This is a genomic window from Mucilaginibacter panaciglaebae (assembly GCF_039539265.1).
Classification (GTDB): Bacteria; Bacteroidota; Bacteroidia; order Sphingobacteriales; family Sphingobacteriaceae; genus Mucilaginibacter; species Mucilaginibacter panaciglaebae.
Genome location: NZ_BAABCV010000003.1, coordinates 174,684 through 191,584 on the forward strand (window position 1 = coordinate 174,684; position 16,901 = coordinate 191,584).

13 protein-coding genes are annotated in these 16,901 nt (G+C 42.4%); 7 read left to right on the forward strand and 6 right to left on the reverse strand.

Annotated features, from left to right (window positions below; all coding sequences use genetic code 11):
- Positions 1-73: 73 nt before the first annotated feature.
- Positions 74-2,416, forward strand: coding sequence for a type I DNA topoisomerase (gene topA / locus ABD772_RS04975; RefSeq protein WP_345101347.1), 2,343 nt, complete (start codon positions 74-76; stop codon positions 2,414-2,416).
- Positions 2,417-2,506: 90 nt separating this feature from the next.
- Positions 2,507-2,911 carry a hypothetical protein gene (locus tag ABD772_RS04980; RefSeq protein WP_345101349.1) on the forward strand — a complete coding sequence of 135 codons (405 nt, stop codon included), beginning with the start codon at positions 2,507-2,509 and terminating at the stop codon, positions 2,909-2,911.
- A gap of 157 nt (positions 2,912-3,068) precedes the next feature.
- Here ABD772_RS04980 and ABD772_RS04985 read toward each other — a convergent pair whose 3' ends face one another.
- Positions 3,069-3,788, reverse strand: coding sequence for an RluA family pseudouridine synthase (locus ABD772_RS04985; protein ID WP_345101351.1), 720 nt, complete (start codon positions 3,786-3,788; stop codon positions 3,069-3,071).
- A gap of 143 nt (positions 3,789-3,931) precedes the next feature.
- On the opposite strand from ABD772_RS04985, the gene ABD772_RS04990 reads away from it, so the two are divergent.
- Positions 3,932-4,387 (forward strand): hypothetical protein, encoded by a 456-nt coding sequence (locus ABD772_RS04990; RefSeq protein WP_345101353.1) that lies wholly within the window; start codon positions 3,932-3,934, stop codon positions 4,385-4,387.
- Positions 4,388-4,440: 53 nt separating this feature from the next.
- On the opposite strand, the gene ABD772_RS04995 is transcribed toward ABD772_RS04990, so the two are convergent.
- The 4 genes from ABD772_RS04995 to alaS form a co-directional block, all read right to left on the reverse strand.
- Entirely contained in the window at positions 4,441-5,130 is a 690-nt protein-coding gene (locus ABD772_RS04995) for a response regulator transcription factor (protein ID WP_345101355.1), read from the reverse strand.
- A gap of 108 nt (positions 5,131-5,238) precedes the next feature.
- Positions 5,239-6,360: a redoxin domain-containing protein gene (locus tag ABD772_RS05000; RefSeq protein WP_345101357.1), complete on the reverse strand. Its 1,122-nt coding sequence runs from the start codon at positions 6,358-6,360 to the stop codon at positions 5,239-5,241.
- Positions 6,357-7,823, reverse strand: coding sequence for an Asp-tRNA(Asn)/Glu-tRNA(Gln) amidotransferase subunit GatB (gatB, locus tag ABD772_RS05005; protein WP_345101359.1), 1,467 nt, complete (start codon positions 7,821-7,823; stop codon positions 6,357-6,359). Before gatB ends, ABD772_RS05000 begins: the two co-directional genes overlap by 4 nt.
- A 116-nt stretch (positions 7,824-7,939) precedes the next feature.
- Positions 7,940-10,579: an alanine--tRNA ligase gene (alaS, locus tag ABD772_RS05010; RefSeq protein ID WP_345101362.1), complete on the reverse strand. Its 2,640-nt coding sequence runs from the start codon at positions 10,577-10,579 to the stop codon at positions 7,940-7,942.
- Positions 10,580-10,697: 118 nt separating this feature from the next.
- Here alaS and ABD772_RS05015 point away from each other — a divergent pair, with 118 nt between their 5' ends.
- The 4 genes from ABD772_RS05015 (at position 10,698) to ABD772_RS05030 (ending at position 16,275) form a co-directional block, all read left to right on the forward strand.
- Positions 10,698-11,033: a MerR family transcriptional regulator gene (locus tag ABD772_RS05015; RefSeq protein ID WP_345101364.1), complete on the forward strand. Its 336-nt coding sequence runs from the start codon at positions 10,698-10,700 to the stop codon at positions 11,031-11,033.
- Positions 11,034-11,530: 497 nt separating this feature from the next.
- Positions 11,531-13,633, forward strand: a complete 2,103-nt coding sequence (locus ABD772_RS05020; RefSeq protein ID WP_345101366.1) for a ComEC/Rec2 family competence protein — start codon at positions 11,531-11,533, stop codon at positions 13,631-13,633.
- A 64-nt stretch (positions 13,634-13,697) separates the two neighbouring features.
- Positions 13,698-14,336, forward strand: a complete 639-nt coding sequence (locus tag ABD772_RS05025; protein WP_345101368.1) for a hypothetical protein — start codon at positions 13,698-13,700, stop codon at positions 14,334-14,336.
- A gap of 67 nt (positions 14,337-14,403) precedes the next feature.
- The gene (locus tag ABD772_RS05030; protein ID WP_345101370.1) at positions 14,404-16,275 is read left to right on the forward strand and encodes an LTA synthase family protein; all 1,872 of its coding nucleotides are present in this window, start codon (positions 14,404-14,406) and stop codon (positions 16,273-16,275) included.
- A 13-nt stretch (positions 16,276-16,288) separates the two neighbouring features.
- Here ABD772_RS05030 and ABD772_RS05035 read toward each other — a convergent pair whose 3' ends face one another.
- Positions 16,289-16,897 (reverse strand): hypothetical protein, encoded by a 609-nt coding sequence (locus tag ABD772_RS05035; protein ID WP_345101372.1) that lies wholly within the window; start codon positions 16,895-16,897, stop codon positions 16,289-16,291.
- Positions 16,898-16,901: the final 4 nt, after the last annotated feature.

A 16,901-nucleotide genomic window follows, 5' to 3' on the forward strand; every position in this document is an offset into this window, starting at 1 on the left:
ACCCAAATTAAGCTTGCTTAAAATTTGCGTTTCGCTTACTTTATCCTTTATTTGCAAAAAAATACCGTACTAAATGGCTAAAAATTTACTCATAGTAGAATCACCGGCGAAAGCCAAAACCATTGAGGGATACCTGGGCAAAGACTTCACCGTGAAGTCGAGCTACGGCCATATCCGCGACCTGGTAAAGTCTGAAGACGCAATTGATATAGCCAACAATTTTAAACAAACCTATGAGGTACCTGCCGACAAAAAGCAGGTAGTGAGTGAATTAAAGAAATTAGCCAAAGAAGCAGAAACAGTTTGGTTAGCGTCCGATGAGGACCGCGAGGGAGAAGCCATATCATGGCATTTATTTGATACCTTAAATTTAAAGGAAGCAAATACCAAACGCATTGTTTTTCACGAAATTACCAAACCCGCTATTATGGCGGCTATTGAAAATCCACGTAAAATAGATTATAACCTGGTCAATGCGCAACAGGCGCGCCGCGTGTTAGACAGACTGGTAGGTTTTGAGCTTTCGCCTGTTTTATGGAAAAAAGTTAAACCGTCGTTATCTGCCGGTCGTGTGCAATCTGTAGCGGTACGTATTATTGTTGAGCGCGAGCGCGAGATCAATAAATTCCAGTCGGAAGCGTTATTTAAAATAGTAGCGATATTTGGCAGTGGCAGACAAGCTTTTAAAGCCGAGTTAGCCGAGCGCTACAGCAAGCAGGAAGATGCCGAAAAGTTCCTGCAGGACTGCATGGGTGCTGATTTCAAGATTAATTCATTAGAAACCAGACCGACTAAACGCTCGCCTGCTGCCCCGTTTACCACCTCTACCCTGCAACAGGAAGCCAGCCGTAAGTTAGGATATTCGGTTTCGCGTACTATGCAAATTGCGCAAAAACTGTACGAATCGGGACATATTACTTATATGCGTACAGACTCAGTGAACCTGTCTGAAACTGCATTATCAGCTGCATCGGCAGAGATCACGAGTGCTTACGGTAATCAATACTATCAGCAGAGAAAATATAAAACCAAGTCTGCAGGTGCGCAAGAGGCCCACGAGGCCATCCGCCCTACCTATTTTAATAATCATACCATCAACGGTGATAACAGCGAAAAACGCCTGTATGAACTGATCTGGAAACGCGCCATTGCCTCGCAAATGAGCGAAGCGCAGTTTGAGAAAACTACCGCAAAAATTGGCATTTCAACCCGCAAAGAAGAATTGGTTGCCAATGGTGAAGTAATGAAGTTTGACGGCTTTTTGAAAGTTTACCTTGAATCGAACGATGAAGAGGACGACGTACAACAGGACGATACTGATAACGCTATGCTGCCACCATTAACTAAGGGCCAACTTTTGGATTTGCAGGAAATGTCGGCAACAGAGCGCTTCTCTCGTCCGCCGGCAAGATATACGGAGGCTAGTTTGGTAAAAAAACTGGAAGAACTGGGCATCGGCCGGCCATCAACCTATGCTCCTACTATTTCCACTATCCAAAATCGTGGCTATGTGGTTAAAGAAGACAGGGATGGCAAGCAACGGAAATTCAGGGTACTGACACTTAAAGGCAGTAACATAGCTAAAGAAGAGCGTACCGAAAATACCGGGGCCGAGCGTGGCAAGCTGTTTCCAACTGATATTGGCGCGGTGGTGAATGATTTCCTGGTACAGCATTTTAAAGGTATTGTCGATTTTAACTTTACTGCTAAAGTGGAGAAACAATTTGACGAAATAGCTGCCGGCCTTGAAGAATGGACAAACATGATCGGCAATTTTTACAAGCCTTTCCATGCCGATGTTCAAAGCACCATGGAAACCGCAGACAAGGCGACAGGTATACGCGAGTTGGGCATACACCCCGAAAAAGGCGAAAAGATATCGGTACGGATTGGCCGGTACGGGCCGTTTGTACAGATAGGCGAAAATGCCAGCGATGATAACAAAGAATACAAACCACAATATGCCAGCTTACGCAACGGTCAAAGTATTGAGACTATTACGCTGGAAGAAGCTTTGGAGCTATTCAAATTACCTAAAGTGGTGGGCGAGTTTGAAGGTAAGCAGATGAAGGTAGCCGTGGGTCGTTTCGGTCCGTACATAAGCCATAACAGCGCGTTTGTTTCATTACCAAAAGAAATTGATCCGCTGGATGTAACCGAAGAGCAAGCCATTGAACTGATACAGGAAAAGCGCAAAAAAGACGCCGAAAAACTAATCAAATCCTTCGATGAAGATCCGGCAGTTAAAGTATTAAATGGCCGCTGGGGGCCGTACATCGAATTTGGCAAACAGAACGTTAAGATTCCGAAAGATAAAGACCCGCAGGCACTTACTTACGAAGAATGCAAAGCCCTGGCCGATGCCGATAGTAAAGCGCCTAAAAAAGGTGGTAAGAAGTTTGCTAAGAAAAAGTAAGTGATGGAGCGTAGTTGATGGGTGATTAAGTGAATGATTATTTCACTTAACTACTCACCCGGCCAACTCAACCAACTTAATCAACTAACTATGATCAAAGATCTCCCCGAAAACGATGTGACCGATATTGCCGTTGCCGTGGCTTTGGAGGGCGAAAACATACAAAGCAAAATATTTCATGTTTACCTCATTAATTTAAAGAATGAGCCTATCGAAAACGTACTGATCACGTCGAAAGGTTATGGCGAACGGGATGGTGAGCAGGTAAAAACGTCTACGCTGCGCCATATGTTTGCGTCGGTGGATGCCAATTCAAGCAAACAAATAGAACTGATAGATGAGCAAACATTTGGCCTGGCCAACGAGTATTGGGTGAGTTACTATATCGGCAATCACATCTATGATAAGAAATTCATCTTTCTGCCCGAAAGCATTATCGACACCAACTTCATTAAGCTGCCGATAGTGAATAAGCCCGGGGTAATGATTGGGTAGTGTGTCATTTGCCCATCTCCCCAGGCGTCATTTTGAGGCACGAGCAGTCTCAGCACGATAGACGGATAATTAAAGATCGAACTATATCCTGGTTTACGGGAATTGACGCGCAGAGATTGCTTCGTCGTCCTTTCTTGCACTGACGTCTTTGTTATAATTAACTGTCAAACTTTTCCAGCAACTTTAGCAGCGTTTCAAAATCCTTCGGATATGGGGCGTGGATTGTTATTGGCTCGCCGTCCATCTTTTTAAAGGTAACCTGGTAAGCATGCAGCGCAAAACGTTTCATGACAGGCAGTTCTTCCTGATCTTTACCCAAATGGTATTTACGTTTAATGGCCGATAAGTAAACCGGTTTGCCCTTATACATTTCATCGCCGGCTATAGAGGCGCGCTGAGTGGCCAGGTGGATACGGATCTGGTGCATGCGGCCGGTTACCGGCCTGCATTCTACCAACGTATAATGTTTAAAATACCGGAGTGATTGAAACCATGTTTCGGCACGCTTTCCCTCCTGCCTGCTGATAGTTACGTTGCCTTTGCCAACGTTTAGTATCGGCAGATCGACCAGCAGTTTATCGAACGTATGTGTACCGTCAATTACTGCATGATATACTTTACTGATCTGACGCTTTTCAAATTGCATAGATACGGAGCGATAAGCCTCGGGATTTTTGGCTATAATCAGCGCTCCTGAGGTCTCTTTATCCAGGCGGTGGCATATCTGGGCGTCGTCGCTATAATCTTTCGCCAGGCGCAGTATATTGATCTCGCCCCCTTCGCGTTCGTCAAGCGAACTGACAAAAGCCGGCTTGTTGATGACAATCAGGTCATTATCTTCAAACAGTATCAGGTCGGCAAATTTTGGAATCTTCATGTATAAAATAGTAGTCAGCAAAAGTACAGTTTTTAAGCTTAACAGCTACACTTTTGACTTACAACTGAACAGTAAATTGCTTAAAAATGAGATTGGTGCAGTTATTGCAATTTCTTAAAAACATAAATCTAACTTAAAATATCATGAGTGATAAAGCAACCAAACCTGAAGAAAAAGGATTTTTCGAAAAGGTAAAAGATGTCATTGAAGACCTTTGGGACGGAACTAAAGATAAAGCAGAAGACTTGAAAGAAGCTGCCGAAGATAAATATGATGATCTTACAACAACAGCTGCTCCGGCTAAACGCAGAGCTACCGGTAAGGTTACTACCGCTAAAAAAACTGTAAAAGCTAAAGCCGATGCCGTATCATCAAAAACAAAAGATACTAAAACTAAAGCCGATACCAAAGTAAAAAAAGCAAAAGCTAAAGTGGCTGACGTGAAAACAAAAGCAGACGCTAAAGCGAAAGACATTACCACTAAAGCCAAAAAAGCTGCGGACGATGTAAAAGCGAAAGCGGATACAAAAGCTAAATCAGTAACTGCCAAATCAAAAGGTAAAACAACAACTGCTTCTAAAAGAAAAGCTGTAGCATAACCTAAGTTTGATACAGAATGACAAAGGCCCCATTCGGGGCCTTGTTATTTTTGTTAAGCTTCAAATTTGTAGCCTACGCCCTTAACGGTGGCCACTATATCATCGCCTAATTTCTCACGCAGTTTACGTATATGTACGTCGATGGTGCGGTTGGTTACCACTACCGAGTCTTCCCAAATGTTTTTCAAGATCACCTCGCGGGTGTAAACCTTGCCCGGTTTTGATGCAAGCAGATATAGTAATTCAAATTCTTTCTTAGCTAAAACTACCTTTTCGCTGCCTTTGTAAACCAGGTATGCTTCGCGGTCAATCACCAGGTCGCCTATTTCCAGTTTGTTATCGCCTACTTCCTCGGCGGGGGCATTCCTGCGCAGAATTGCGTTAATGCGGCTAACCAAAGCCCGCGGCTTAATGGGTTTGGCTATATAATCATCGGCACCTACATTAAAGCCTGCAATTTCTGAATACTCTTCGCTTCGGGCAGTTAAAAATACCATAAAAGTATTTTTAAACTCTGGCATGGTACGCATAATGCGGCAAGCCTCAATACCATCCATCTTAGGCATCATAATATCAAGCACAATAAGGTCTGGCAATGATCTTTTAGCTTCTGTAACTGCTTCCTGCCCGTTACGTGCCGAAAACACCTGGTATCCTTCCTTTTTTAAGTTATACTCAATAAGCTCTAAAATATCCGGCTCATCATCAACTATTAATATCTTTTGTTTGGTAGAGGTGCTCATGTGCTATCGTAAATTTTGTTATAAAAGTATATACTTAAAAAAAGCTTACAGTAAACTTAATATTAACAAATTGTTAATAGTCACATGGACTTAACATATTAATGTGCCTTATTTAAAAGTTTTGTTTAAAAAATCTTCAAGCGCCTGTCCCGTAACGTTTTTCGCCACTATATTACCTTGCGGATCAATAATGAAGTTTGAGGGTATAGCCTCAATATGGTAGAGGCGCTCTGTAGGGCCTTCAAAACGTTGCAGATCTGACCCATGTGCCCAAGCCAATTTATCATCAGCTATCGCTTTTTCCCAGTCGTTCCTGCTAATATCAAGTGAAATACCTAAAATATTGAATCCTTTATTTTTATAGGTGTTGTAAGCTTTTAAAACATTGGGATTTTCGGCACGGCACGGCGCGCACCAGGAGGCCCAAAAATCAAGCATTACGTATTTACCCCGGTAGCTGGACAATTTAATTGAATCGCCTTTTATACTTTTAATCGTAAAATCAGGAGCTTTATGTCCTATTGATGTAGGCTTAGCAGCTTCCATTTGACTAATAAAGCGTTGTACAGCAGGATTGTCGGTAAAGCTGTTTGATTTCTTAAGGTCATCAGCGTAGGCAACCATTTGCTGCTCGTAGCGCATAGGCTCCAGTGATGACAATGCATAAAATGAAGCCAGCGAGTTTTTATTGTCGTTAACAAATTTTAACACCGCTTGGGCGTAATCGTCCATATTTTTCAAAAACAACGGGCGGTATATATTTACCAGAGAATCTGACTCCTTACCTGCAGCTTCAACTTTGGCCTGATATTCTTCAACTATTTTTCCATTTTTTTGGCCCCAAAAATTACTGATCTTGTTAAACTCCTGAATTTTTTCAGAGTTTTCAGAACCTGTTATTTCATAAACCGGGGTTTTGTCTTTGAGGTCGGTGGTGAAATTAATTACCTCGCCATTTTTTGCGATAAGGTCAAAAACACCTGTGCCTATACGCAATTTATAAAGGTTGGCATAAGGCGCACTATGTTTAATTTCAAACTTACCGTCGCTGTTGATAGCTACCGAATCGACAACGTTTATTTGCGCACTGTCAGCTTCTAACAGATAAACTTTTTTAACAGCACCGGCGGTTTTTATAGTGCCTTCTATCTTAAATTTCGATTCGTCTTTACAGGCTGCCAGCACCAATAACGATGCGATTGCGCCATAAGTTAATGATTGTATCTTCATTTTGATTCTAATTCTTTGATTAATAATTTATTGGTAGCCTGCGGGTCAATTTTACCCTTGGAGCTTTTCATAATTTCGCCCATAAACAAACCCAAAACGCCCTTTTTACCCTTTTGGTATTCTTTTACCTTATCCGGATATTTGGCTAAGGCATCTTTAATGTATTTGTTTACATCGTCGGTGCCGGCAGTGATCAATAAGTTGAGTTCGCCAGCCAGTTGTTCGGCAGTTTTTTCGGGCGATTTGACCATAGCCGGGAATAGTTTGTGAGATGCCACCGTGTTGTTGACAGAGCCGGCTTCAACCAGTTTAATCAAACCGGCAAGGTGGGCCGGGTTAATATTTAGATCAGTTATGTGATTACCGGTTTCGTTCAGGTATGATTTAACCGCACCCATCATCAAGTGGGCAGCGGCTTTATAATTTTGAGTGTGTTTAATCAGTTCTTCAAAATATAATGCCACTTCCTTATCAGCTGTAAGTACCGACGCGTCATAATCTGACAACCCCAGCTCCATATATTTTTTATAAAGCTGATTGGGTAGCGCCGGTAACGACTGGCGAACGTTTTCAACGTAAGCCTGGTCTAGCTTTAACGGCATCAGGTCGGGCTCAGGGAAATAGCGGTAATCGTTAGCCATTTCTTTTGAACGTAATACTGAGGTTTCGCCCGTGTCGGCGTTAAAGTTTAAGGTATTTTGATCAATGTGGCCGCCGGCTTCAATGATCTGCACCTGGCGCACAAATTCATGTTCAATGGCACGCTGTACGTTACGGATCGAGTTCAGGTTCTTTACCTCGCAGCGGTTACCAAATGAGGTCTCGCCTTTTAAGCGTACAGATATATTTGCGTCGCAGCGCATGCTGCCTTCTTCCATGTTACCGTCGCAAATGTCCAGATAACGCAGGATCTTTCGTGTTTCGGTTAGAAAATGACCGGCTTCTTCTGCGCTGCGCATATCCGGTTGGGTCACAATCTCCAGCAACGGCACCCCCGCCCTGTTCAGGTCTATCAGCGAATCGGCATGATGATTATCATGCATGCTTTTGCCCGCATCCTCTTCCATGTGGATGTGATGGATGTTCAGATCTTTGATTGTTCCGTCTGATAGCTTGACGGTGATATATCCGCCCAGACATATCGGCATATTATCCTGGGTGATCTGATAACCTTTAGGCAGGTCGGCGTAAAAGTAATTTTTACGATCGAAGCGGTTATCTAAATTGATAGTGCAATTACAGGCCAGCCCCATTTTTACAGCATACTCAACCGCGCGTTTGTTGATGCGTGGCAGCGTACCCGGATGGCCTAATGAGATAGCACTGATATGATGATTAGGTTCGGCGCCAAAGGCAGCCGAATCTGACGAGAAAGCTTTACTTGAGGTAGATAACTGTGCGTGAACCTCTAAACCTACAACTAATTCGTACTTGTCGCTCACAGTTTTTTCCAAAACGGACATATGATAAAATCGGATTTAAAACTTTATTAATCCTGTCAAATATAAGGTTAATATTAAATAGACCAATAGGTATTGCGGCTAAAGCAAAGGCTATATGAGCCATTTTGGATGGTTAATTAACTAATCAGACTTTTCGCTTTCTCTGACACCTTAGCCAGGCCCGCTAAATCTTTACCGCCAGCAGTAGCAAAGAACGGCTGACCGCCGCCACCGCCCTGAATCTCTTTAGCCAGTTCGCGAACGATGTTACCGGCGTTCAGGCCTTTTTCATTCACCAGGTTATCGGCAATCATTACGGTAATACCCGGCTTGCCATCAATAACAGAGGTTAGCACCAGGAACAGATCAGGCACAATATCTTTCAGCTGATAAGCCAGGTTTTTGATGGCATCAGCATTTGGCAGCTCTACCTGTTGCGCCAAGAACTTGATGCCATTAATATTTTCTACCTTTTGAGCCAGTTCGTCTTTTAAGCCTGCTGATTTTTCCAGAACGCTTTTCTCGATCTCTTTCTTTAACCGCGCATTTTCGGCCAACAGGTCTTCAATGCTTTTAGTGATATCTTTTGGATTCTTTAACAGTTCTTTAACCTGTAACACCAGCTTGATTTGCTCATTAATAAACAGCTCGGCAGCTATACCGCTGATAGCTTCAATACGGCGCACGCCTGCTGCAACTGCGCTTTCGGCCACTATCTTAAAGTAACCTATAGCGCCGGTAGCCTTTACGTGTGTACCACCGCAAAGCTCTTTCGAGAATTTTTCATCAAAGGTGATCACCCGTACAAAATCGCCGTACTTTTCGCCAAATAAGGCTGTTACGCCACTGCTGATGGCTACATCATAAGCCACATTGCGTTCTTCTTTCAGGGCGATGTTTTCGCGGATCTTTTCATTGACGATAGCTTCGATCTGCGCCAGCTCATCATCAGTCACTTTAGCAAAATGCGAAAAGTCAAAACGCAGATATTCGGCATTTACCAATGACCCTTTCTGGTTAACGTGGGTACCCAACACCTGTTTCATTGCTGCATGCAGTAAATGCGTTGCAGTGTGGTTATTCATAATACTGTTACGGCGGCTTTGATCAACAATGGCTGTTAAAGCGTCGTCAATATCCTGAGGCAGTTTATCAATGTAATGAACAATGAGCCCATTTTCCTTTTTAGTATCGGTAACGTTTATGACTTCGCCACTCGGAAAGATCAGTTCGCCGGTATCGCCTACCTGGCCGCCGCTTTCTGCGTAGAAAGGCGTTTTGTCCAATACTATCTGATATTGCTCCTTACCTTTTGCCGTTACCTTACGATATTTTACTACGTGAGCCACGGTTTCGGTTTCATCATAACCGGTAAACTCAACAGTGTCGTCATCTTTCAGGATCACCCAGTCGCCGGTATCAATAGCACCGGCTGCGCGAGAACGTGCTTTTTGTTCGTGCAAAGCAGTTTCAAAACCTGTGGTATCAACATCAAAACCTTTTTCGCGAGCCATCAGCTCCGTTAAATCCAGCGGGAAACCATAGGTGTCAGAAAGCTCGAATGCAAAAGCACCGGCTATGCACTGACCTTTTTGATCGGCTATATAATTATTAAATCTATTGATGCCGTTCTCTAGCGTGCGTAAAAAAGATGCTTCTTCTTCCAAAATCACTTTCTGCACAAAATCCCTCTGGTTCCAAAGCTCATCAAATACCCCATGAAACTGTTGGGCCAACAGCGGCACCAGTTGATTCAGGAATGGCTCTTTGAAACCTAAGTATTGATACTGGTAGCGTACAGCCCTGCGTAAAATACGTCGAATGACATAACCGGCTTTATTGTTTGATGGCAGCTGGCCATCGGCAATGGCGAAGCTTACCGCCCTAATATGGTCGGCCAGTACCCGCATGGCTACGGCGGCGTTCCAATCGCCATCACCAGCAATAGCATCGGCATTATATTTTTTACCTGATTTTTGTGCGATGAAGTCAATCATCGGCGTGAACACGTCAGTATCGTAGTTGCTGAATTTGCCCTGTATTACACGCACCAAACGCTCAAAGCCCATACCGGTATCTACATGTTGAGCAGGCAACGGTTGCAGCGATCCGTTTTTCAGTCGGTTAAACTGCATAAATACGTTGTTCCAGATCTCGATAACCTGCGGATCGTCAGCATTAACCAGTTTAGCGCCCGACACTTTGGCTCTTTCGGCTTCACTACGATTATCATAATGAATTTCAGAACACGGTCCGCATGGGCCGGTTTCGCCCATCTCCCAGAAATTGTCCTTTTTATTACCTAAAAGGATATGATCCTCGGGCACCAAAGCTTTCCAGAAATCAAAAGCTTCCTGGTCTTTTGGTAAACCCTCTTTCTCGTCGCCCTCAAATATGGTTACATACAGCCGGCTTTTGTCAATTTTCAAAACTTCGGTCAGCAATTCCCAACTCCAGGCTATCGCTTCTTTTTTAAAATAGTCGCCAAAGCTCCAGTTACCCAGCATCTCGAACATGGTATGGTGGTAGGTATCAATACCCACCTCCTCTAAATCGTTATGTTTACCTGATACACGCAGACAACGCTGGGTATCGGCTACACGCGGCGAATTAACCGGTGCTTCGCCCAGAAAGATATCCTTAAACTGGTTCATACCGGCGTTGGTAAACATCAGCGTAGGGTCATTCTTTACCACTATCGGTGCAGACGGAACTATGGTGTGGCCCTTTGAGGCAAAAAAATCAAGAAAAGCTTGGCGTATTTGATTAGCAGTCATATCAATTATAAGACGCAGCTACCTTGCTGCATATTTGTGCAAAGGTAAAAAATTGTGTAGTTTTTATGCACTTTCAAACGCTTTTATACACTTTGACAAATTATAAATACATTTGTGTATGGAATACGAGGGCGGCGATATTAGCAAAATGTATTATACCATGGGCGAAGTAACGGCCATGTTTGGCGTCAACCCGTCAATGATACGTTTTTATGAAAAAGAGTTCGATATTCTTAAACCCAAGAAGAATAAAAAGGGCAACCGCTTATTCAGTCCGGAAGATATTGAGAATCTTAAAATCATCTTTTCGCTCATCCGCGATAAAGGCTATACGCTTCCCGGCGCTAAAGACTATCTGAAAAAGAACATGGGCCAAAGTAAAGACAGCCAGCGTATTATTGGTTCTTTAGAAAACTTAAAGAAATTCCTGCTCGAAGTCCGGGATCAATTGTAACTCAGGGAATCGCCCGGTAGTTGTGGTGACAATACCGACGAGGGGCTGAAGTAAAAAGTTAAACTTTGTTAAACAGGTGTCACCCTAAGGCTCTCGAAGGGTGAGCGTTGGGAATAATAAAGCGATTTAAGCCTTTACTTCATGCTTCGGGAGCCTACACATGACATAAAATATAACGTTGTCATATCGAGCGATAGCGAGATATCTATACATAGCTATTTACGCTATTGCTTAGCGCGTGTATAGATCTCTCCCGTTGGTCGAGATGACATGAACAAAATATGTCATTTTCACCTTTAGAGGCCGTGGATTTTATAACCCAACATGACACCCTTTTTATGGTTGCTGCCCATTATTGGTGTTGTGACCAACGACTTGATGCACCCGGTACTTGTCGGATGCCCGAAATTCCGGGTCAGCAGCAACCCGGCCGCCATTGCTTTTAAGGATTATAAGGTTAAATTAGCACTACTAAATCCTGTAATCTTCATCTCAAAGTGATAGCTAATCATAAAGGCGAAATCCCGTTTATTGTATTACTGTTACCATTTCTGTCAGGGATCTGGTTGGGATTATCTTTTTCATCAGCCGGTTATTTAAATTGGGTTAGTATTCCGCTCCTTTCATTCAGCTTAATTTTTGTCGCATTTAATCTGGGCTATGCCCGGTTGGATTTTTATAAATCCAGATGGATTGGTGGCGTCCTTATCCATTTAATTTTATTTTTCGCGGGATGGTTTTGTGTCATTGAAAACAATGAGCTGAATCAGCCGGCACATTTCTCAAAGCATCACTCGCCATACTTAATTACCAGGATCAACAGTGAGCCGGTTTTTAAAAATGGACTGATAAGATTCTCTGCAACGGTTAACCAGCAAATGTCTGACGGGAAGCCAACCGTGGCTACAGGCACTTTACTGGTAACCATCAATGACACAACTGCTCAAAAGCTGCAATACGGAGATGAGTTGCTGATCCCGGCAAAATACAACGCTGTTGATCCGCCGTTTAACCCGGCTGAGTTTAATTACAAGCAATATCTGGCTAATCAGAATATTTACCAGCAAACTTATTTATACCCAGGCCAATACAGGGTAATTGCTCATGGCAAAGGGAATCCCCTTATTGCTTATGCATTGAAACTAAGGCGACATCTGGTAGAAAAACTAAAGGTAAACATTCACGATACTTCGGCCGTTAATGTGGCCTCGACACTAATTTTGGGTTATAAAGTTGATTTAAGCAGTGATTTATTACAGGCTTATTCAAAGACCGGCACTATCCATATTCTTTCTGTATCCGGCGGGCACGTGGCTGTCATATACCTGTTATTAAATATACTATTGGGCTTTATAGGCCGGTATAAGCATGGTAAGCTGATCAAAGCCATACTTACTATCAGTTTGATATGGTATTATGCTTTATTAACCGGTTTGTCGCCTGCTGTTTGCCGGGCCGCTGTCATGATCTCACTAATCATCATCGGCAAAACTTATAGCCGGTATATCAATACATTAAATATCCTGGCTGTCTCGGCTTTCTTTTTACTACTTTATAATCCGTTCTATATTTCCGATGTTGGTTTTCAACTGTCCTACCTATCTGTAGCCGGGATGATTATTTTACAGCCTATGGTTTATGGCTTGCTTGGGTTTAAAAACCGATGGGCAGATAAGCTATGGGCGGCTTGTTCGGTTTCCATAGCGGCACAGGTAATTACTTTTCCGCTGGCTGCTTTTTATTTTCATCAATTCCCGGTTTATTTCCTCATCAGCAACCTGTTTATTATTCTCCCGGCCGAGTTGATCTTGTTTACCGGTATATTTTATCTGGCATTGCCACAAATTGTTTTTGTATCCGCATCGCTGGGTTGGATACTGGAGAAATCAATTCTGATCATGAATAAGGTGCTTCTGGTAATTGAGCAGGCCCCCTTTGCCAGCATCAACAAAATATGGTTTAATACCGCCGAATATATCCTGGCCTATGCTATAATTATTTGTATGGCTTACTATTTCTTTAACCGCAAAATGTTACTGCTCAGGCTAGCCCTGGTTCTGCTGTTTGTGCTGGCAATTAGCAGCAGCTTTAAAAAGTTCAAATCAATATCATCAAACAGTATAGTCTTTTTAAATTTACGCAAGCACTCAGGAATAGTTTTTAAACAGGGCGATAAGGCTATTATATTGTCTGATCTGGCTTGTACCGATAAGAACTACCGGTACAGCATTCAGCCCTATCTGGATAGCAGTAAAGTGACAGATACCTCGGTTTATACGCTTGCGCAAAATATAGTATCGCCCTATTTATTAAAGCACGGCAATATTATCCGGTTTAATCATGTTAAAGTATTGATTTTCAATAAACCCCTGCAAAATGTCAGATTGCCAGATAAATTAAAAGTCGACTATATTTATCTGACAGATAATCCGCATGCAACTATTACCGGCTTAACCAATAATTATCAATTTAAAACGTTGATCATCGGCGGCAATAACAACGATCAGTTAATTACCGATTGGGAAAAACAAGCCGCCGACAGCCGGGCAAAATATTATTGCTTAAAACGTAACATTTCATATATTTCGTTATCTAATTAAATATTATTTAGAGGGGTTGCTTGATAAATAATAATCGCTAAATTGTACTAACAAAAAACAAAACATGAATACTAAATTAAAAATAGCCGCAGGGCTGGCGTTCAGCGCCTTAGCTTTTACTGCCAGTGCTCAAAAATCTTATACACAAGGTACTGCTACATATGCCCTGAAGACACAGATGGGCGATGCAGAGTCAAAAATATATTTCACTCCGGATTCGGCTGTTTCGGTAACACAGCAAGGGCCTGCCTTGATCAAGGTTTTAACCAATAACAAGAATACTTACGTTGCTATTTTGGTTGACGTGCCCGTAGCGTCTATTAAAAAAGCTGCTGTTTTAACACCCGACGAAATTGAACAAGGTATCGCAGCGGCCCCGAAGTTTGCATTTACACCATCAACCGAAACGAAGGTTATTAATGGTTATAGTTGCAAAAAGGTTGATGTAAAAGACACAAAAAGCGGTAGCAGCTATGTAGCATGGGTAACCAACGATGTAACCATGCCTACAAATATGTTAACCAAATATTTTGTTGGGGCCGGCGGTACTCCTGTTCAGTTTACTACTATTCAGCAAGGTCAGGCGCTGGATGTAACCTTAAAATCAGTAACTGATGAAAAAGCTCCTACCGGCAGCTTCGGAATTCCGGCAGGTTTTGAAAAAATTTCGCTGGATGATCTGAAAGCGATGAGCGGCAGATAAGTCTGTGCTATAACATTTTTTTGAAGGCTTCTTAACCTTATGGTAAATTAATTACTTTTGCCATTCAATGTTAAGAAGCCTTTTTAGTTTTATAAGATTTTATATTTTTTGGCTACTGTTTTTTGCACTAACCAGGGTAGTTTTTGAAATATATTTTCACGCCAAACTGCAAGGCGCAACTTTTGCCGACATTTTAAAAACCTATTTGTATGGCATCCGTATGGATGCATCGGCTACAGCTTACATTGCCATTATTCCGCTCCTGATATTTACTATCAACTGGCTTTCAGGAAATAAAAAACATATTCATCCTATCTGGCTTAAAATTTATACCTGGTTTTGCCTTTTTTGTATAAGCTTGATAGCGGTTGTTGACCTGGGCATATTTGCCGAATGGGGTGCTAAAGTAAACTTCAGGGCTTTTGATACGCTGTACAATTCGCCTGCCGAGTCGATGTCATCAACTGCCTCCTCGCCTATTGTCCTGAATTTAACTATCATGGCGGGCTTATTTGTTGCAGGAGCATTGCTATCAAATTATATAATAGACTATCGCTTTAAAAAACCTGCAGAAAACACCGGCAGCAAAGTGTTATGGTCGGTTTTGTTGACTGGACTAAACTTTATTATACTACGGGGCACCCTTACCCCCGATCCTATAAACCAAAGCGCCGGCTATTTCTCTGATAATCAATTATTGGACCTTTCTGCTCAAAACACAGAATGGAATTTGTTTAATAACATTTTTGAGAACCTGCGTAAGCCATATAATCCTTACTTATTTTTGCCGCCAAATGACGCGAAGAAGTTAGTAGCCGAGGCTTTTAAAACACCAAAAGATACAACGATTCATATCCTGACAACCGATAAACCAAATGTGGTGATCATCCAACTGGAAAGCTTTACTGCCGACCTGATAGAATCATTAGGCGGTGAAAAAGGCGACGCACCAAACTTTGAAAAGTTTATTAAAGAAGGCGTCTTATTCCATAATATTTATTCGGCCGGCGACCGTACTGATAAGGGCTTGATTGCTATTTTGAGTGGCTTTCCATCCCAGGCAATCCGCACGATTGTGGTTGATACCACCAAGCAGAGAAAACTACCTTCGCTGATAACAGATTTTAAAAGTGCGGGTTATACCACTTCTTATTTCTATGGAGGCTCTGCCGATTATATGAGCTTTGATACCTATATGCATGATCATCATATCGATCAGATCATTGACCGTCACACGATGCGCGAAAGTGAAATAGGGTCAACCTGGGGTGCGTTTGATAACGTGCTGCTTAACAAGCATGTTGCTTACTTGAATAAGCAAACCAAGCCTTTCTTTTCGTTGCTGCAAACTTCCACCAATCATGAGCCTTTCGTGTTACCGGTTAAAGGCCATTTTAAAGGCAAGGATGTCGCTGATCGGTTCAGAAGTACAGCCTGGTTTACAGACTCATGCCTGAATGCTTATTTTGAACAGGCAAAAAAGCAAGCCTGGTATAAAAACACGTTGTTTATTTTGGTTGCCGATCACGGGCATCGTTTACCTAAGAGTACCGCGGGAGCATTCAGTCCGCAGAAATATCATATACCGTTGTTGTTTATGGGTGATGTTCTGAAACCTGAATACAAAGGCACAATAGTAAATAAGTTAGGTAATCAGATCGATATAGCAGCTACACTTTTAGCACAGGTCAACATGCCGGCACAAAAGTTTGGGTGGTCAAAAAACCTGTTAAACCCCTACGCTCCGGCTTTTGCATTTTATGATTGGGACAACGGTTTCGGTTTCATGACACCCGAACAAGCGGTATCATATGACAACCAGGGTCGCCGGATGATCTACGTAAAAAACAAGAACGCAGATAAGGCGGTAACTGAAAAAACCTTGCTAACGGGCAAGGCTTTCATGCAGCAAATATTTACAGAATATTTAGCGTATTAGACTGATAGTCAGATCAATTAACCTCGTTACCTAAAGCAACAATCCAGTCATTAAACAACCGGGTTTCTATTGCAACAGCCCTATCGGCATGTAACTGCCATTGCGGCGAAAATTGGCGCAGTTGATTGATCATTTCTTCCAGATGCCCTTCTTCTTCTAAAATAATCGACTTGACATTGATCTTGCTACCGGCTCCGTCCAAAGCCGCCTGATAAACCGGGTAAAGCTCATCTGCACGCACCTCGATAGCATAAGTTACCAGCAGATAAGCAGCAAATCGCAAATCTTTACCTGATAAGTTAAGTTCTTTTTTTAAATAGCGGCTTACTTCAACATCAAGTTTATTTAAATAGTATTTACTATAGTTTGATGCTACCAGGTATTCATCAGCATAAGTTGGGCAGCTGTTCTTACCGGTTTTTTCAATCTGTTTTTTCAGATAAAAAGCATGGCGATGCTCTTCTGCAGCATGCTTTAAGATGATATAAGTAACCGTTGCAGGGTCCTCGCTGGCTGATATTTTGCGCGCCCCGGTGTTCTCCATCAGCGACAAGGTGTTTAGCCAGCGCGCGTGTAGCTGGTTATTAGCAATTATAGTAGGTAGTATTTTGTGTAAGCTCATAGTA